The following is a 17,860-nucleotide window of genomic DNA, read 5'->3' as shown; positions in this document are numbered from 1 at the left end:
GGGCAGCCATGGTGTCAACCACGGTGAGGGGAGCGGCCATGCGTCGTGGAGGGCCTTCCGTACTCGGGATCGTGCTGGCGGGCGGCGAGGGCAAACGCCTGATGCCGCTGACCGCGGACCGTGCCAAACCGGCCGTCACCTTCGGCGGCACCTACCGGCTGGTCGACTTCGTCCTGTCCAACCTCGTCAACGCCGACGTGCTGCGCATCTGCGTGCTGACCCAGTACAAGTCGCACTCGCTGGACCGGCACATCACCACCACCTGGCGGATGTCCAGCCTGCTCGGGAACTACGTCACCCCGGTCCCCGCCCAGCAGCGCCTCGGCCCGCGCTGGTACCTGGGCAGCGCCGACGCGATCCTGCAGTCCCTGAACCTGGTCCATGACGAACAGCCCGAGTACGTGGCCGTGTTCGGCGCCGACCACGTCTACCGCATGGATCCGCGGCAGATGCTCGCCCAGCACATCGAGGGCGGTGCGGGGGTGACGGTGGCCGGCATCAGGGTGCCGCGCGCGCAGTCCTCCTCCTTCGGGGTGATCACACCGGGCCCGGACGGCCGTGCCGTCGAGCGGTTCCTGGAGAAGCCGGCGGACCCGCCGGGTCTCCCCGACGACCCGGAGAGCGTCTTCGCCTCGATGGGCAACTACGTCTTCACCACCAAGGCCCTGATCGAGGCGTTGCACCGGGACGCCGAGGACAGCCGGTCCGCGCACGACATGGGCGGCTCGATCCTGCCCCAGCTGACCGCGCGCGGCGAGGCACAGCTGTACGACTTCAGCGACAACCACGTGCCCGGCGAGACCAGCCGCGACCAGGGCTACTGGCGGGACGTGGGCACCCTGGACGCCTACTACGAGGCGCACATGGACCTGATCGCCGAGCGCCCCGCGTTCAACCTCTACAACCGGCAGTGGCCCGTCTACACGCACTCCTACCAGCTGTCCCCGGCCCGCTTCAACGCGGGCGGCATCGCGAGCGAGTCCATCATCAGCTCCGGCTGCCTGATCCGCGGTCAGGTCACCCGGTCCGTGCTGTCGCCGGGGGTACGGGTCGACCCGGGCGCGGTCGTGCAGGGCTCGGTGCTGCACGACAACGTGCACGTCGGCCGGGGCGCGGTGGTGCGCGGTGCCGTCCTGGACAAGAACGTCGAGGTGCCGCCCGGCGCGACGATCGGCGTCAACCCGGAGCGCGACGCCGAGCTGTACACCGTCTCCAAGGGCGGTGTCATCGCGCTGGGCAAGGGGCAGCGGGTGCCGTAGTGCCGTAGTGCCGTAGCGATGCGTTGGGGCCGACGTCATACCCGCTGCCTTCGCACTCGCGTTCCGTCCGGCACCCCGTAGCGACCTGCCCGCCGTCCTCGCCCTGCTCGCCGACGAGGAGCGGGTGGTGGACCCCGCGGCCGCCGGGCCGGGGTCCGCCCGCGGCCACGAGGGCTTCAGCCCCGGCCCTCTGACCAGCCCTCAGCCCGGGGCCCTTGCGTCCACGCGCGACGCGTTCCATGGAAATATCCACGAATGCCCGGGTTTTCGGCCTCCGCCGTTCAGGATGCAGCCAACGATGTCCAACCTGCGGAGGTCATCCGACATGAGAGGGACCCGGCGCACGCGGCTCTGCCTGGCCGGGGTGATGGCAGCGTCGGCGCTGATCGCCACCCCCGCCGCACGGGCCGCCGAGCGGACCGACGGCCACCTCGCCGACCTGGTCAACCCGTTCATCGGGAGCCAGAACGAGGGCAACACCTTCCCCGGCGCGGCCGTGCCCTTCGGCATGGTGCAGCTCTCCCCGGACACCGGGCACAGCACCGGCTACGACTACGCGCAGAACCGTGTCCGCGGCTTCTCCCTGGTCCACCTCTCGGGCGTGGGCTGCCGCATCGGCGGGGACCTGCCCGTGCTGCCCACCACCGGCGACGTCACCCAGACGGACTACGCCCGGTACGCGGCGGCCTTCTCGCACGACGACGAGGAGGCGAGCCCCGGCTACTACCGGGTCGGCCTCGACAGCGGCATCCGCGCCGAACTCACCGCGACCGCCCGCACCGGCGTACAGCGCTACACCTTCCCGGCCACCGACCGGGCCAACGTCCTGCTGAACGCCGCCCAGGCGCTGCACAAGCCGGTGAGCAGCACGGTGCGCATCCTGGACGACCGCACCGTGAGCACCGAGATCACCGGCCACGGCTTCTGCCGGGACACCGGCCCCTACACGGTCCACACGATCACCCGCTTCAGCCGCTCCTTCACCGCCTACGGCACCTGGGACGGCGGGACCGTCGCCCCGGGCGCCCGCAGCGGGTCCGGCGGCGCCTACGTCCGCTTCGACACCACCCGGGACCGCACGGTGGAGGCGACCACGGCCCTGTCGTACGTCGACGCGCGCGGTGCGGCGGCCAACCTGCGGGCCGAGGGCGGCCGGTCCTTCGACGCCGTACGCCACCGGGCCCGCGAGGAGTGGGAGCGCCGGCTCGCCGCCGTCCGGGTGCGCGGGGGTACGCCCGCGCTGCGCCGGGCCTTCTACTCCTCGGTGTACCGGGCCCACCTCGCGCCCAACATCGGCAGCGACGCCGACGGCCGCTACCTCGGCTGGGACCGTCGTACCCACCGCGCCCGCGGCTTCACCTACTACCAGAACTGGTCGCTGTGGGACACCTACCGCACCCAGGCCCAGCTGCTCGCGCTGCTCGCTCCGCGCGAGGCACGGGACATGGCCCGCTCCGTGGTCGCGGTCGACGAGGACGGCGGGTGGCTGCCCAAGTGGGGCTACGGCCCGGTCGAGACGAACATCATGAGCGGTGACCCGGTCACCCCGTTCCTGACCACCGCCTACCGGATGGGGCTGCTGAAGGGCTTCGAGGAGCGGGCCTACCGGGCGCTGCGGAAGAACGCCGACGGCGTGCCGCCCGCCGCGTACCCGGGCATCGGGCGGGAGGCCAACGCCGAGTACATCGCGAACGGTTTCGCGCCGTACGTCAAGGACCGGCCGTACGCCAAGATGGGCGACTCCGACTACCACCACGGCGCCTCCGTCACCCTGGAGTACGCGCTCGCCGACGGGATGCTCGCCCAGATGGCCCGCGACCTCGGCCACCGGGACGACGCCGCCCGGTACGCCGCCCGTTCGCGGAACTACCGGAACGTCTTCGACCCCGCCACCGGCTTCTTCCGGGCCCGCGACACCTCCGGCGCCTTCACCGGCTCGCCGGACCCGGCCCGCGGCACGGGCTTCCACGAGGGCACGGCCTGGCAGTACCAGTGGCTCGTCCCGCAGGACGTCCCCGGCATGGTCGGCCTGATCGGCGGCACCCGCGCGGCCAACGCCCGCCTGGACACCTTCTTCGCCTACGACCGGCTGCTCGCCGACCCGGAGGGGACCGCCCGCGAGGTGTGGGTGCACGGCGACCCGTACGCCTACTACAACGCCGCCGTGTACAACCCGATGAACGAGCCGGACCTCATCGCCCCCTACACCTACCTCTCCACCGGCCAGCCCTGGAAGACCACGGACGTGGTGCACGCGGCACTCACCCTGTTCACCGACAGCCCCGCCGGCATGACCGGCAACGACGACCTGGGCACCATGTCCGCCTGGCACGTCCTGTCCTCCATCGGCCTCTTCCCGGTCCAGCCCGGCTACGACACCTGGGGCCTGACCACCCCCGTCTTCGACCGCGTCGACCTGACCCTGGACCGCCGCTACTGGCCCGCCGGCCGGCTGACGGTCACCGCGCCCGGCACCTCGGCCGCCGACCGCTACGTCCAGTCCGTCCGCACGGACGGCAGACCGCACGGCCGCACCTATCTGACCACCGGCGCCCTGCGCTCCGTGCGCTCCCTCGCCTTCACGGTCGGCCCGCGCCCGTCGGAGTGGGGTACGTCACCCGAAGCGGCGCCGCCCGTCCTGAGATGACCCCAGCCGTCGCCCGCGTCCCGTCTCCTGCACCGGCGGCGGGACTTAACCTGGCGTTAACTGAGCGTAGCGTGATCGTACTTGACCGTAATCGTCCAGCGGGGATTGACTGCTGATCCACCCCTTGTCGACGCGTGAGGCAAGCCCTTGACTTCCGACCTGCTCGCTCCTCTCGACCTGGCCTTCTGGAACATGGAGTCCGACCGGCACCCGATGCACCTCGGCGCGCTCGGCGTCTTCGCCGCGCACTCGCCCACGGCCGGGGCCCACGCCGCCGACCTGCTCGCCGCCCGCGCCGCCGCCGTCCCCGGCCTGCGCATGCGCATCCGCGACCTCTGGCAGCCGCTCGCCTTCGGCGGCGCCGCCCGCGAGACGGACCCGGACTTCGACCCGCTCGACCACGTACGGCTGCACGCCCCGACCGACGACTTCCACGCCGCCGCCGGCCGGCTGATGGAGCGTCCGCTGGAGCGCGGCCGGCCCCCCTGGGAGGCGCACGTCCTGCCCGGCGGGGACGGGGTCTCCTTCGCCGTCCTCTTCAAGTTCCACCACGCCCTCGCCGACGGGCTGCGCGCCCTGAAGCTCGCCGCCGGGGTCCTGGACCCCGTCGACCTGCCCGAACGCGCGCCCCGCGCCGTCGAGCCGCCGCAGGGCCTGCTCTCCGACGTACGCCGGCTGCCCACACGGGTCCCCGGACTGGTCCGGGGAGCTCTGTCGGACATGGGCCGGGCCCTGGACATCGGCGCCTCCCTCGCCCTGTCCACCCTCGGCATGCGCCCGACCGCCGCGCTGACCTCCGCGCCCAGCGGCACCCGCCGCACCGCCGGGGTCGTGCTCGACATCGACGACGTCCACCGGGTGCGCAAGAGCGCCGGCGGCACCGTGAACGACGTCCTCATCGCCGTCGTCGCCGGCGCGCTGCGCCGCTGGCTGGACGAACGCGGCGACGGCAGCAAGGGGGTGGCGCCGCGCGCCCTGATCCCCGTCTCCCGGCGCCGCCCGCACACCGCCCAGCCACAGGGGAACCGGCTCTCCGGCTACCTGATACGGCTTCCGGTCCACGAGCCCGACCCCCTCGGCCGTCTCGAAACGGTGCGGACCGCGATGCTCCGCAACAAGGACGCGGGGCCGAACCGGGGCGCCGGCGCGGTCGGGCTGCTCGCCGACCACGTGCCGGCGCTCGGCCACCGGCTCGGCGGACCGCTGGTCGGCCAGGCGGCCCGGCTCTGGTTCGACATCCTGGTCACCAGCGTGCCCCTGCCCGGGCTGGGCCTGCGCCTCGGCGGCCACGAGCTGAGCGAGGTGTACCCCCTGGCCCCCCTCGCACCCGGCCAGGCGCTGGCGGTCGCGATCTCCACGTACCGCGGACGCGTCCACTACGGCCTGGTCGCCGACGCGGAGGCCGTACCCGACCTGGACCGGTTCGCGCACGCGGTGTCGGCGGAGGTGCAGACCCTGCTGACCGTCTGCGACGGCTGATCCGGCCGCACGGCCGCACGGCCGCACGGCCGCGCCCACCCGGCCACCCGGGCGACCGCGTCGCCGGGTGCGGGCGGCCCCTGGGGGCGCGCCGTCAAAGGCCGCGGTGCGGGTGCGGTGCGCGGGGGAGCGGGTGCGTGAGGGAGGAGGCAGGGCGGCGGGCGCGGGTGGTCGCGGGACGCCGCCCGCCGGTCCCACTCCGGGTGATCCACCGTGCCCGTTTGGTTCCCCGGGGTGGAGGTCCGTAAAATCCGCTGTTCGAAAGCGGGCGCGAGTCGGAGCGCTGCGCGGGTGATCAGGGAAGCGGCAGCGCGATGACGGTGACAGAGGACGGCTCGGCGTCCATGGACATGCCCACGGACGCCTCCGTGGACGAGGTGGTCCACGGGCCCGGTATCGACCCCGAGCGCCTGGCCGTCTGCCTGAGCGTGCTGGAGGAACTGGACCGGCTGGAGGTCGACCACCCCGACGCGATCAAGGTGCGCCGGGCCACCTCGCACGTCTACCGCGTGGTCAAGCAGCGCCGCCGCCAGGAGCGCCGCGCCGCCAAGACCGCCCACGACCGCGCCGTCACCGAGGCGACCGCCACCGGCTCGGCCGAGCGCATCGACGACGAGACCGAGGGCATCCTGCCCTCCTCCAAGGTCGAGGCGGGCAAGATCGCGGGCATACTCCAGCGCCCGCGTTCCTGCTACACCTGCAAGACCCGGTACGTGGAAGTCGACTACTTCTACCACCAGCTCTGTCCCGACTGTGCCGGCCTCAACCGGGCCAAGCGCGACGCCCGTGCCGACCTCACCGGCAAGCGCGCCCTGCTCACCGGCGGCCGGGCCAAGATCGGCATGTACATCGCCCTCAGGCTGCTGCGGGACGGTGCGCACACCACCGTCACCACGCGGTTCCCCAAGGACGCCATCCGCCGCTTCAAGGCGATGGAGGACTCGGCGGACTGGATGCACCGCCTGGAGATCGTCGGCATCGACCTGCGCGACCCCGCCCAGGCCGTCGCGCTGGCCGACCAGGTCGCCGAGGCGGGCCCGCTGGACATCCTGGTCAACAACGCCACGCAGACCGTACGCCGCCTGCCCTCCGCCTACGCCGCCCTGGTCGAGGGCGAGAGCGCCCCGCTGCCCGCCGGCGAGCTGCCCGCCCACCACGTGATCGGCGCCTTCAACTCCGGCGCGGTCGACGGCCTGGCCGCACTGCCCGTCGGTACCAGCGGCCTCGACGCGCAGAAGGTGGCCGACCTCGCCCTCGTCGCGGGCAACGCCAGTGTCGCCCGGCACCTCGACGGCACCGCCATCGACGCGGGCGGTCTGGTGCCCGACGTCGTCGAGAGCAACACCTGGGTGCAGACCATCGACCAGATCTCCCCGGTGGAGCTGCTCGAGACCCAGCTGTGCAACTACACCGCGCCGTTCATCCTGATCAGCAAGCTCCGCCCGGCCATGGCCGACGCCGCGAGGAAGGCGGAGAGCGGACGGGCCTACGTCGTGAACGTCTCCGCCATGGAAGGCGTGTTCGGCCGCGGCTACAAGGGGGCGGGCCACCCCAACACCAACGCCGCCAAGGCCGCGATGAACATGGTGACGCGGACCAGTGCCGAGGAGATGTTCCAGGCCGACGGCATCCTCATGACCTCGGTCGACACCGGCTGGATCACCGACGAGCGCCCCCACTACGACAAGCTGCGCCTCGCCGAGGCCGGTTTCCACGCCCCGCTCGACCTGGTCGACGGCGCCGCCCGCGTCTACGACCCGATCGTGCGCGGCGAGGCGGGCGAGGACCTGTACGGCGTCTTCCTGAAGGACTACGCGCCCGGCAAGTGGTGAGCCGCCGCGCGGGCCACGCACGGATCGGGAGGTCCGGGATCGGGAGGTCCGGGATCGGGAGGTCCGGGATCGGGAGGTCCCGGATCGTGAGGTCCGGGATGAAAAGGCCCGGGACCGGGGGCGGCGGATCGGGAGGCAGGGCGGCGGCCCGGCCTCAGTCGACCGCGCCGAGCCGCGCGTGACGGGCCGCCACCAGCTCCAGCACCGTGCGCCAGTCCTCCAGCACACCCGCGTCGAAGCCGGCCGTGCGGCTCTCCTCGCCGGCCTGGCGCAGCCGCAGCGCATCGTCGTCGCCCGGGTCCGCGTCCCCGCGCACCAGCCGGAACACCCGCTCCCCGAGCAGGGCGCGCACCGCGTCGGCCGCGGCCCGTGCCCGCTCCGCCTCGCTCCCCTGGCAGAGCACCGGGCCGATCCCCCGCACCAGTCCCGCCACCTGAAGCTCCTTGTCGGCGGGGCGGCCGCGGCGCAGCAACGCGGCGGTCCGCAGCGCGTGCCGGTGCCGGCCGGCGTACAGCAGATCCATCAGCTCCTCGACGCTGCGCAGCTCCATGCGTCAGTCCTTCCGCGAGACAGCCGTTGCCGCGTCAGCAGACCATGGCCGGCTTGCGGCCCGGCCAACAGCACTTGAAGAGGTGTTCGCTCCTGTAGGCCACGTGGGTGATTCCCCAAGTCGTCCGAGTGAGCATCTTGTTTCAAAAGGCCCCATATTAGGGGGTATTGGGGAGCCACAGGAAGCGTATCGGTTACCGGTTGTTTGCATTCCCTATCGAGCGGATGCCCGCTCATTTGGTTAACCTGGAGTGGACGGACAGCACCAAGGGGTCCCACCCACACCCATCGTCCGTCCTGGGGTGAGCCGGTCGACAACGGCCCGCTCTGACAGACGTACCGGCGCCACCGCGTCCGAACTGGCCTTCCAACCAGACCCGAGCGGGCGTCGAGCACCGGAGCACAGGCTGTCCGGTACGCCCCGAGGGTGAGCCCGACACATAAGGAGTGCGCGGTGACACCGGAGAAGACGAATCGCGACCAGAGCCCCGAGGAACACACGGAGCGTGCGGGCCGACGGCCCGGAGAACTCGGCAGCCTCGACGTGTGGGCCCGGTCCGCCCCGATCCGCCTCGCGGGCTACGAGGACGACCTCGCCGAGCCGCACATCCTGCCGAGCGTGGACTGACCCCCCTCCGAACCCTTCGCGATCGCCGCCCGCACGGACGTGACGGACTCACGCCCGTGCCGGGCTCCCCTTTTTTACGGCTCTCCCCGGCCGCCCCTCATGACTTCTTTCAGGGCCGGTCCGCCACAGGAGCCGTCCGCTGCCACGGGCTCAGCTCCTCCAGTTCCTGCGCCAGCTCCAGCAGTACGGCCTCCGTGCCCGGCCGCCCCACGAGCTGTACGGCGCAGGGGGCGCCCGAGGGCAGGGTGCCGGCCGGTACGGACATCGCGGGCCAACCCGTCAGGTTCCACGCCGGAGTGAAGGGCGAATACGCGGTATTGGCGAGGATGTTGCGCAGCCAGCCGCGTTCGTGCCACGGGCCGGCCTGCGGGGAGCGGCGGGCCAGCGCCGGGGTGAGCAGCACGTCGTACTCGGTGAAGAACGGCGTCAGCCGGTCCCGCAGCCGCTCACGGGCGTCGCCGGTGCGCACCGGGCGGACGAACCGGCGGCCCACGGCCGCGTGCACCCGGGTCCGGCGGGCCAGCCGCGCCGGGTCCAGGCCGGCGGCGTCCACCGCCGTACCCGCCGTCCAGTGCTGGAGCGCGGTCACGCCGAGGGAGAGCGGGTACGGCGGCTCGGCCCGCCGTACCCGGTGCCCGGCCCGGGCCAGCACGCCGGCCGCCTGCCGGACGGCGGTCGTATACGGACGGCTCACGCTCACCCCGGCGAGCGGGCTGCGCACCGCGGCGGCGATCTTCCGGCGGGCGCGCTCCTGCGGGAGTTCGAACGTCGTGCCGGCGAGGACCGCCAGCATCAGCCGCAGGTCCTCGACCGTCGTGGCCAGCGGGCCGTTCTCCGACATGCCGAACCAGTCACCGTTCCCGATCCCGGCGGGCACCACTCCGTGCCCCGGCTTCAGGGTGACGAGCCCGCAGTTGGCGGCCGGGATGCGCAGCGAGCCCATGCCGTCGTTGCCGAGCGCGAGCGGTACCAGGCCCGCGGCGACGGCCGCCGCGCTGCCGCCGGAGGAGCCGCCCGCCGTGCGCGAGAGGTCCCAGGGATTGCGGGCGGTGCCGTACGGGCCCTCGGTGGTGCCGAAGACGCACAGCTCGGGCACGTTCGTCAGCCCGACGACCACCGCGCCGGCCGCCCGCAGCCGGGCCACCGTCACGTGGTCCTCGGCGGCCGGGGCGTCCGGGGTGGCGGCGGAACCGTTGCGGTGCGCCTCGCCGCGCACCGCCAGGTTGTCCTTGACCGCCAACGGAACGCCGGCGAGCGGCAGTTCGCCCAGATCCGCACGCGAGGCCAACGCGTCCGCCTCGGCCAGCGCCGCCTCGGCCCGGACCTTCCGGAACGCACCGATGCGGCCGTCGAGCCGCTCGATCCGCGCGAGGTGCCCGGCCACCACCTCCCGGGGCGTGACCCGCTTCTCACGGACGGCGGCGGCGATCTCGACGGCACTCCGGCCGGCCCAGCTGCTCACGTGACACTCCTCGTTACTCATCGGTACGGAAGAGGGGTAGGAGAACTGTGCCCGGTCGGAGGCGGTACGTCGAGAGGCCGGGGTGCGCCGAGAGGCCGGGGTGCGCCGAGAGGCCGCGGCGCGTCGAGAGGCCACGGCGCGTCGAGAGGCCGCGGCGCGTCGAGACGTCCGCGGCGCGTCGAGACGTCCGCGGTTCGCCGGGCGCCGCTGCCGGGCCCTCACGTGCCCGGCGACTCCCCGGCGTCGGACGGAGCCGCCGCCCCCGTGCTGCCCCGGCCCGTCAGCCGTGGCACCGGTACCCCCACCGAGCGGGCCGGGCTGCCGTCCAGCAGGGCCAGTAGTTCCCGGGCCGCCGTGCGGCCGAACTCGGCGCTGTCGCGGGAGAGGGCGGACAGCCGCGGGGTGACCATGCGGCACAGCGCCGAGTCCTCCCAGGAGACCACCGACACGTCCTGCGGGACACGGAAGCCCAGGTCCGTCGCGGCGGCCACACCGGCCACGGCCATCACGTCGTTGTCGTAGATGAGGGCCGTCGGCGGCGGTGACCCGCCGAGCACGCGGCGGGTCACCGCGGCGCCCTCCGCGTCGGAGTAGTCCGTGGTCAGCGAGCGGACCTCGGTCAGGCCGCGCCGCTCCGCCTCCGCGCGCAGCGTGGCGATGCGGCGCCGGGTGTGGGCGAGGTCGGGGAGGCCCGCGATGTGGACGATCCGCCGGTGGCCGAGGGCGGTCAGCTCGTCCACGACGGAGGCCATCGCGCCCGCGTCGTCCGCCCAGACCGTGGACAGGCCGGGGTGGCGGACGTCGGGCGCACCGCCGATCACCACGGCGGGCAGCCCGAGTTCGTCCAGCAGGTCGGGCCGGGGATCCCGCGCACGGGGGTCGGCCACCAGCACCCCGTCCACCCGGTGCTCCGCCCACCAGCGCCGGTACACCGCGCACTCGTCGGCCACGTCCCCGGCCACCTGGAAGAGGAGGCCGAGGTGCCGCTCGGCCAGGACCTCCTGGATGCCCGAGACGAGCTGGAGGAAGAACGAGTCCACGCCCAGCGTGTGCGCGGGGCGGGCCAGGACGAAGCCGACCGTCGCCGCGCCCTCCCCGGACAGCGCGCGGGCCGCCGTGCTGGGACGCCAGCCGAGCTGTTCGGCGACCCGGCGGACCCGGGCGCGGGTGGCCTCGGAGACGCCGGGGCGGTCGTTGAGCGCGAAGGACACGGCGCTCTCGGAGACTCCGGCGCGCCGGGCGATGTCCTTCATCGTGGGCCGGCGGGCCGGGGACCGTTTGGTCGGCACGTTTCTCCCCCTTCGGGAGCAGGCTCGCTGACGCGCTTGAGCTAATGCGCTTGAGTGTCAAGACCCTAAAGCGCATTAGCTCATCACGGCAAGCTCTGATCATTCGGGCTCTGGCCTGCACTAATGAAGTGTGTATTTCTTTAGCTCGGTGAATCCATTGACTTTCCCGGAAGGCCGCGGGCAAGGTCTTCGACGCCACTCGCCGCCCGCCACCGCAAGGGAGCCGTGTCCCCGTGCCCATGCCCCGCAGAGCCCTCGCCGCCGCTGCCGTCGCCCTCGTCCTGCCGCTGAGCGCCTGCGGTTCGGGCGGTGACGACGGCGGCTCGACCGACGCCTCCGGCAAGGTGGAGGGCGACATCACCTTCCAGACCTGGAACCTGCGCGCGAACTTCAAGCCCTACTTCGAGGGCCTGATCGCCGACTTCGAGAACACGTACCCCGGCACCCATGTGAAGTGGGTCGACCAGCCCGCCGAGGGCTACCCGGACAAGCTCAGCGCCGACGCGGCCGGCGGCACCCTCCCCGACGTCGTCAACGTCTCCCCGGACCTGGTCGCCCCGCTCGCCAGGGCGGGCCTCGCCCTCGACCTCGACAAGGCCGCCGGGAAGTACCGGTCCGAGTACCTGCAGGGTGCCTGGGCCAGCCACCGGATACCGGGGATGAAGGGCGTGTACGCCTTCCCCTGGTACCTGAACACCGGCCCGCTCTTCTACAACAAGGAGCTGTTCAGGAAGGCCGGACTCGACCCGGAGCAGCCGCCGAGGACGTACGACGAACTCTTCGCCGACGCCCTGCGCATGGCCGGCAGGAGCCACGGCAAGGTCGCCACCCTCGCCAACGTGCCCACCATCGAGGACTTCGGCCGCTACGGCGTCCCGCTCATGAACGGACAGGGCACCGGCTTCGCCTTCAACGACGCCAAGGGGGTCGAACTGCTCACGAAGTACAAGCAGTTGTACGACGCCAAGGCCCTCGATCCGCAGGCGCTCACCGCCACCGGGGAGTCCGCCGGCAAGAAGTTCCTCACCGGTGCCGTCGCCATGAACCCCGGCAGCGCCCTGGACCTCGGCAACTTCAAGAAGAACGCGCCGAGCCTGTACCGGAACATCGGCATCACCGACCAGATCACCAGCACCGGGCACGTCAACATGTACGTCATGGGCGTGATGGTCAACTCCCGCACCCGGCACACCCCCGCCGCCGTCGCCTTCGCCCACTTCGTCACCGACGCACGGAACCAGATGTCCTTCGCGAAGAAGGTCGCCATCTTCCCGAGCACCGCCGGCTCCCTCGACGACCCGTACTTCACCAAGGAGGACGGCACCGACGAGACCCGGGTGCGCGTCGCCGCGGCCAAGTCCCTGAAGAACGCCGTCAACTACACACCCGTGCTGTTCAGCGAGCAGATGAAGACCGCGCTGCGCAACGAGGTCGCCAAGGCGCTCCAGGGCAAGGAGAGCCCCAAGGAAGCCCTCGACAACGCTGTCGGCGCCGCCGACCGGCTGCTCCAGCAGGGCTGACCCGCCATGGCCGCGCCCCTCGGCATCAGACGCCAGCTCCCGCACAGCCCGTGGCTGTTCGCCGCCCCCGGCCTGCTGGTCACCGGCGCCTTCGTGCTCTACCCGTTCGTCTCCACCCTGGTGAACTCCTTCACCGACCGCCGCACCCTCGTCCCGGGCCGCTTCGTGGGCCTCGCCAACTACCGCGAGCTGCTCCACGACGACATGTTCTGGACCGGCCTGCGCAACAGTGCCCTGTACATCCTGGGCGTCGTCCCGGCACTCGTCCTGCTGCCGCTGCTGCTCGCCCTGCTGGTGCAGAAGAACATCCCCGGGATCACCTTCTTCCGCTCCGCCTTCTACACCCCGGTCGTCGCCTCGATCGTCGTGGTCGGGCTGATCTGGGTGTGGCTGCTGGACGAACGCGGGCTGGTCAACTCCCTGCTGGAGACCATCGGGATCGGCCGGATCGGGTTCCTCAGCGACCAGTGGCTGCTCCTGCTCAGCGCCATGGCGGTCACGGTGTGGAAGGGCCTCGGGTACTACATGATCATCTACCTGGCCGCGCTGGCGAACGTGCCGCGCGAACTGTACGAGGCGGCGGCCGTGGACGGCGCCGGACCGGTGCGCCGCTTCCTCTCGGTCACCGTGCCCGCCGTGCGCTCCACCATGGTCCTGGTCGCCGCGCTGTCGTCCGTCGCCGCCTTCAAGGTGTTCTCCGAGGTCTACCTGATGGCAGGCCCGAGCGGCGGCCCGGCCGGCGAGGACACCACCCTCGTCATGCTCGTCCAGCGCACCGGCACGGGCCTCACCGGCCGGGTCGGCTACGCCTCCGCCCTCTCCGTCGTCGTGTTCGCCGTCACCGTGGCCCTGATGCTCCTCGTGCTCCGCGCCGACCGCAGGGAGGAGCCGTGAGCGTCCTGGAGAAGGTACGGCCCGAGCGGCCGGCCACCGGAGCGCGGGAGCCGCGCGTCACCGACGAGCACGGCCGCCGGATCCGGGCCGGCGAACTGCTCTGGCGCTACCTGCTGCTCCTCGCCGTCCTCGCGCTGACCATCGGCCCGTTCCTCTGGCAGCTGTCCACCTCCCTCAAGGGACCCACCGAGGACATCTACGGCTCCCCGCCCCGCTTCCTGCCCGGCCACCCCACCCTGCACAACTACGCCCGGGTCGCCGACACGGTCCCGGTCTGGGACTACGCCCTGAACTCCCTGAAGGTCGCCACCGCCAACGTCGTGACCAACTGCGTCGGTTCGGCGCTCGCCGGATACGCCCTGGCCCGGCTGCGCTACCGCGGACGGGGCGCGGCCACCCTCGTCTTCGTGCTGGCGATGCTCGTGCCCGTCGAGGGCATCGTCATCGCCCAGTTCACCACCATGCGCGAACTCGGGCTCAACAACACGCTGGTCGGAGTCGTCCTGCCGGGCGCCGTCGGTGCCATGAACGTCCTGCTGATGCGGAACGCCTTCCGCAACCTGCCCTTCGAGATCGAGGAGGCGGCCTACGTCGACGGCGCCGATGCCTGGCAGCGGTTCCGGCGCATCGCCCTGCCGTCGGTGAAGGGCACCCTCGCCGTCGTCGCGATCTTCGCCTTCATGGGCGCCTGGGACGACTTCCTGTGGCCGCTGATCGTGCTCAGCGACCCGTCCAAGTTCACGCTGACCATCGGCCTCAACTACCTGCACGGCACCTTCGCCAACGACGAGCGTCTCGTCGCCGCCGGCACCGTGATCGCCGTGGCGCCGCTCATCGCCCTCTTCGCCTGCCTCCAGCGGTACTTCTTCCGGGGCGTCGGCGAGGGCGCGGTCAAGGGCTGAACCCTCCCCGAGTGCCGTCCCCCGAGTCCAAGGACACCGCATGCCTCCTGCCGTGCGCTTCGGCGTCAACTACACCCCCAGCGAAGGGTGGTTCCACCACTGGCTCGACTTCGACCTCGACTCCGTGCGCGCCGACCTCGACGCGATCGCCGCGCTCGGCCTCGACCACATCCGGGTCTTCCCGCTGTGGCCCTACTTCCAGCCCAACCGCACCCTGATCCGCCCCCGCGCCGTCGACCAGCTCGTGGCCCTGGCCGACGCGGCCGCCGAACGCGGCCTGGACGTCAACGTGGACGGGCTCCAGGGGCACGTGAGCAGCTTCGACTTCCTGCCCGCCTGGACCCGCACCTGGCACCGCCGCAACCTCTTCACCGACCCCGACGTCACCGACGGCCAGGCCGCCTATCTGCGCACCCTCGCCGCCGCCCTCGCCGACCGGCCGGGCTTCCTCGGCATGACCGTCGGCAACGAGGTCAACCAGTTCGCCGCCGGCCCCCACCCCGACCCCGACCGGATCACCGCCGAGCAGGCGGAGCGCTGGCTCACCCGGATGCTCGCCGCCTGTGCCGAGGGCGCCCCCGGCCGGCTCCACCTGCACGCCTCCTACGACGCCGCCTGGTACCAGGACGACCAGCCCTTCACCCCCGGCCACTCCGCCCGGCTCGGCGACCTCACCGCGGTGCACTCCTGGGTGTTCAACGGCACCGCCCAGCGCCACGGCCGCACCTCCGTGCCCACCGAGCACCACGCCGCCTACCTGGTCGAGCTGAGCAAGGCCTGGGCGGACGAACCGCACCGGCCGGTGTGGCTCCAGGAGGTCGGCGCCCCCGCGCCCCTGGTGCCCGCCGAGCACGCCGCCGCGTTCGCCGAGGCGACCATCGAGAACGCCCTGGACTGCCCGGACCTGTGGGGCATCACCTGGTGGTGCTCCCACGACGTCCCGCGCACCCTCGCCGACTTCCCCGAGCTGGAGTACTCCCTCGGCCTGTTGACCGACGGCCGGCGCGCCAAGGACATCGCCCGGGTCCTGGCCGGCGCGGCCCGCCGGACCCACCGCACCCCCGCGGTGCGCGGCACGGCCCTCGCCGTACCCGCCGAGCCCGCCCAGCGTTCCCGCTGCGCGCCCGGCGGGGACGTCTTCGACGCCTTCTTCCGGCTCGTCGCCGACGGCGCCCGCCCCACCACCGTGCTCGACACGCGCGCCGACGACAAGGACCACCTCGCCGCGCGCGGCATCACCGACGTCGTCACTCCCGACCAGGTACTCCCCACCCCCCAAGGAGGCACCCGCTCGTGAACCCCGCCAGACGCACCGTCCTGATCGCCGCCGGTGCCACCGCCCTGACCCCCGCCCTGGCCCCCGCACCGCCCGCCGCCGCGGTCCCGCGCGCCGCCGCGGCCACCCCGCCGTACGCCTCCTACTGGTACCCGGACACACTGCCCGCCGGCAGCCCCGGCCCCGGCATCACCTGGCGCAGCCTGAAGAGCTGGCGCGCGGCCGACGACCCCGACCTCGCCTTCAACGCCGCGACCGTGCCGCTCGCCCCCCGCTTCACCCCGACCCCCGCCAACACCACCGCCCGCTCCGGACAGGCCCGCGTCCAGGCGCTCGTCTCCTTCGGGCCGACGTCGGGCAACCCCTCCCAGGGTTCGGCCACCGCCGACACGTACGCCCTCACCCACTGGGCCTACCTGGACGAGCTGGTCTTCTGGGGCGGCTCGGCCGGCGAGGGCCTGGTCCTCGCGCCGAACGCGCCGGTCGTGGACGCCGCCCACCGGCACGGCGTCCCCGTCCTGGGGAACGTCTTCCTGCCGCCGGCGGCCTACGGCGGACAGCTGCAGTGGACGCGGGACCTGGTGCAGAAGGACGCCACCGGGCACTACCCGCTCGCCGCGCAACTCGTCGCCGTCGCGGCGGCGTACGGCTTCGACGGCTGGTTCGTGAACGCCGAGACCGGCGGCGGGAACACCGCGCTGGGCACGGCCATGCTGGGCTTCGTCAAGGAGCTGAGAGCCCTGGCGGCGGCCAGGGGACAGCGGGTGACCTGGTACGACGCGATGACCGTGAACGGCACGGTCAGCTGGCAGGGCGCCCTGAACAGCCAGAACCAGGCGTTCTTCCAGGCCGCCGACGACATGTTCGTGGACTTCCGGTGGAGCGCGGCCACCCTCGCCTCGTCCGGCACGAAGGCGGACCGGCTGGGGCGCAGCCGGTACGAGCTGTGGGCCGGTGTCGACGTGGAGTCGAACGGGTCCGGCACGTACGCGGACTGGGACGCGATCGTGCCGGCGGGCAAGCCGCACGTGGCGTCGATCGGCTTCTACCGGCCCGAGTGGACCCGCAACCACCTGCCCGCCGACCGGCGCGCCCCCGAGGACTTCCACGCCGCCGACGACCGGTTCTGGACCGGGCGGTCCCTGGACCCGTCGCGGCCCGACCCGGGCGATGCGTGGCGGGCACCGGCGGTGTCCGTGGCGGACCGGTCGACCGTGACCTCGGTGCCGTTCGCGAGCGTGTTCAACACCGGGCACGGGCTGCGGTGGTACGAGGAGGGGGCCGTCGCCTCCCAGGCGCCCTGGAGCCACCTCGGGCTCCAGGACCGGCTGCCGTCGCGGCGGTGGGTGGTGCGGACGGCGGGGGAGCGGCCGGCCGTCTCCTTCGACTTCGCCGACGCCTGGCGGGGCGGCAGCAGCGTGCTGGTGGCGGGTGTACTCGATCAACCGGCGGTACTGGACGTGTACGCGACCCGGCTGCCGATCGGTGTGAACACGGTTGTCGACCTGACGTTCCGGGGCGACGCTGGGGAGGTGAACGTCGAGCTGGCGGTGGCGACGGCCGAACCGCGTACGCCGGGGACGACACCGCCGTACACGTATCTCGCTGTGAACCCGGTCAACAGCGGAAGCACGGAGCCGCCGGGCAACAGCGGGAGCCCGGCGTGGTCGGTCGTCGACGGCGGCACCCGGGTGCGCTCGGTCAACGGCTGGCAGACGGTGACCGTCCCGCTCACCGGGCTGTCCGGCACCCTCCGAGCCCTCGGCGTACGGCTCACCGCGGCCCAGGGCCCCGTCCGCTGGCGGCTGGGCGGCCTCGCCGTCCGCCCCGACGGCACCCCGCCCGCCCCCGCCGCCCCCTCCGCCGCCCGCGTCACCGCCGCCGACGGCGGCGACCTCCGCCTCGCCTGGACCGCCGCCCCCGGCCCCGTCCGCCACTACACCCTCCACCGCCTCCTCCCCGACGGCACCCGCCGCTTCCTCGGCGCCACCGGCCAGTGCGCGTACTACGTCACCGGCCTCGGGCCCGAACAGGACGAGGGCACCGCACGGTTGGAGGTGCGCGCCGTGGGGGAGCTGTACAACGCCTCGTCCGCCGCCACCGTCACCCACCCCTGGTAATCA

The 17,860-nt window shown here is 72.9% G+C and carries 13 protein-coding genes; 10 read left to right on the top strand and 3 right to left on the bottom strand.

The window, feature by feature from the left end:
- Positions 1-38 precede the first annotated feature (38 nt).
- The 4 genes from glgC (at position 39) to IEZ20_RS18035 (ending at position 7,217) form a co-directional block, all read left to right on the top strand.
- Complete coding sequence (gene glgC / locus IEZ20_RS18050) at positions 39-1,259, top strand: glucose-1-phosphate adenylyltransferase (protein WP_189299725.1); 1,221 nt, start codon at positions 39-41, stop codon at positions 1,257-1,259.
- Positions 1,260-1,584: 325 nt separating this feature from the next.
- Positions 1,585-3,906 (top strand): GH92 family glycosyl hydrolase, encoded by a 2,322-nt coding sequence (locus IEZ20_RS18045; protein WP_189299723.1) that lies wholly within the window; start codon positions 1,585-1,587, stop codon positions 3,904-3,906.
- Positions 3,907-4,053: 147 nt separating this feature from the next.
- Positions 4,054-5,385 (top strand): wax ester/triacylglycerol synthase family O-acyltransferase, encoded by a 1,332-nt coding sequence (locus IEZ20_RS18040; RefSeq protein WP_189299721.1) that lies wholly within the window; start codon positions 4,054-4,056, stop codon positions 5,383-5,385.
- A gap of 314 nt (positions 5,386-5,699) precedes the next feature.
- The gene (locus tag IEZ20_RS18035; protein ID WP_189299718.1) at positions 5,700-7,217 is read left to right on the top strand and encodes an SDR family NAD(P)-dependent oxidoreductase; all 1,518 of its coding nucleotides are present in this window, start codon (positions 5,700-5,702) and stop codon (positions 7,215-7,217) included.
- A gap of 154 nt (positions 7,218-7,371) precedes the next feature.
- Here the strand turns inward: IEZ20_RS18035 and IEZ20_RS18030 are convergent, their stop codons facing one another.
- On the bottom strand, positions 7,372-7,767 hold the full coding sequence (locus IEZ20_RS18030; RefSeq protein ID WP_189299716.1) for a hypothetical protein: 396 nt from the start codon (positions 7,765-7,767) through the stop codon (positions 7,372-7,374).
- Positions 7,768-8,220: 453 nt separating this feature from the next.
- Here IEZ20_RS18030 and IEZ20_RS18025 point away from each other — a divergent pair, with 453 nt between their 5' ends.
- Positions 8,221-8,394, top strand: a complete 174-nt coding sequence (locus IEZ20_RS18025) for a hypothetical protein (protein ID WP_189299714.1) — start codon at positions 8,221-8,223, stop codon at positions 8,392-8,394.
- Between the two features lie 109 nt (positions 8,395-8,503).
- On the opposite strand, the gene IEZ20_RS18020 is transcribed toward IEZ20_RS18025, so the two are convergent.
- Positions 8,504-9,856, bottom strand: coding sequence for an amidase (locus IEZ20_RS18020; protein WP_189299712.1), 1,353 nt, complete (start codon positions 9,854-9,856; stop codon positions 8,504-8,506).
- Positions 9,857-10,074: 218 nt separating this feature from the next.
- A complete protein-coding gene (locus IEZ20_RS18015) occupies positions 10,075-11,145 on the bottom strand; it encodes a LacI family DNA-binding transcriptional regulator (protein ID WP_189299710.1) in 1,071 nt (356 codons plus the stop codon).
- Positions 11,146-11,378: 233 nt separating this feature from the next.
- Between IEZ20_RS18015 and IEZ20_RS18010 the strand changes: the two genes are divergently transcribed.
- From IEZ20_RS18010 to IEZ20_RS17990, 5 genes are read left to right on the top strand one after another with little or no spacing between them, the layout of a single operon-like run.
- Complete coding sequence (locus IEZ20_RS18010; RefSeq protein WP_189299708.1) at positions 11,379-12,665, top strand: ABC transporter substrate-binding protein; 1,287 nt, start codon at positions 11,379-11,381, stop codon at positions 12,663-12,665.
- 6 nt (positions 12,666-12,671) lie between these two features.
- Positions 12,672-13,559: a carbohydrate ABC transporter permease gene (locus IEZ20_RS18005; RefSeq protein ID WP_189299700.1), complete on the top strand. Its 888-nt coding sequence runs from the start codon at positions 12,672-12,674 to the stop codon at positions 13,557-13,559.
- Positions 13,556-14,461, top strand: a complete 906-nt coding sequence (locus IEZ20_RS18000; protein WP_189299698.1) for a carbohydrate ABC transporter permease — start codon at positions 13,556-13,558, stop codon at positions 14,459-14,461. Before IEZ20_RS18005 ends, IEZ20_RS18000 begins: the two co-directional genes overlap by 4 nt.
- Before the next feature lie 40 nt (positions 14,462-14,501).
- Positions 14,502-15,758 carry a glycoside hydrolase 5 family protein gene (locus IEZ20_RS17995; RefSeq protein ID WP_189299696.1) on the top strand — a complete coding sequence of 419 codons (1,257 nt, stop codon included), beginning with the start codon at positions 14,502-14,504 and terminating at the stop codon, positions 15,756-15,758.
- Positions 15,755-17,857, top strand: a complete 2,103-nt coding sequence (locus IEZ20_RS17990; RefSeq protein WP_189299693.1) for an endo-beta-N-acetylglucosaminidase — start codon at positions 15,755-15,757, stop codon at positions 17,855-17,857. The genes IEZ20_RS17995 and IEZ20_RS17990 overlap by 4 nt, the downstream gene beginning before the upstream one ends.
- Positions 17,858-17,860 lie beyond the last annotated feature (3 nt).

Source organism: Streptomyces cinerochromogenes, assembly GCF_014648635.1.
Lineage (GTDB): Bacteria > Actinomycetota > Actinomycetes > Streptomycetales > Streptomycetaceae > Streptomyces > Streptomyces cinerochromogenes.
This window is presented reverse-complemented; position numbering and strand designations above follow the sequence as displayed.

Coding starts and splice junctions, on each gene's coding strand:
- IEZ20_RS17995 (WP_189299696.1), top strand. CDS start 14,502: ATGCCTCCTGCCGTGCGCTTCGGCGTCAACTACACCCCCAGCGAAGGG.
- IEZ20_RS18030 (WP_189299716.1), bottom strand. CDS start 7,767: ATGGAGCTGCGCAGCGTCGAGGAGCTGATGGATCTGCTGTACGCCGGC.
- IEZ20_RS18005 (WP_189299700.1), top strand. CDS start 12,672: ATGGCCGCGCCCCTCGGCATCAGACGCCAGCTCCCGCACAGCCCGTGG.
- glgC (WP_189299725.1), top strand. CDS start 39: ATGCGTCGTGGAGGGCCTTCCGTACTCGGGATCGTGCTGGCGGGCGGC.
- IEZ20_RS18035 (WP_189299718.1), top strand. CDS start 5,700: ATGACGGTGACAGAGGACGGCTCGGCGTCCATGGACATGCCCACGGAC.
- IEZ20_RS18045 (WP_189299723.1), top strand. CDS start 1,585: ATGAGAGGGACCCGGCGCACGCGGCTCTGCCTGGCCGGGGTGATGGCA.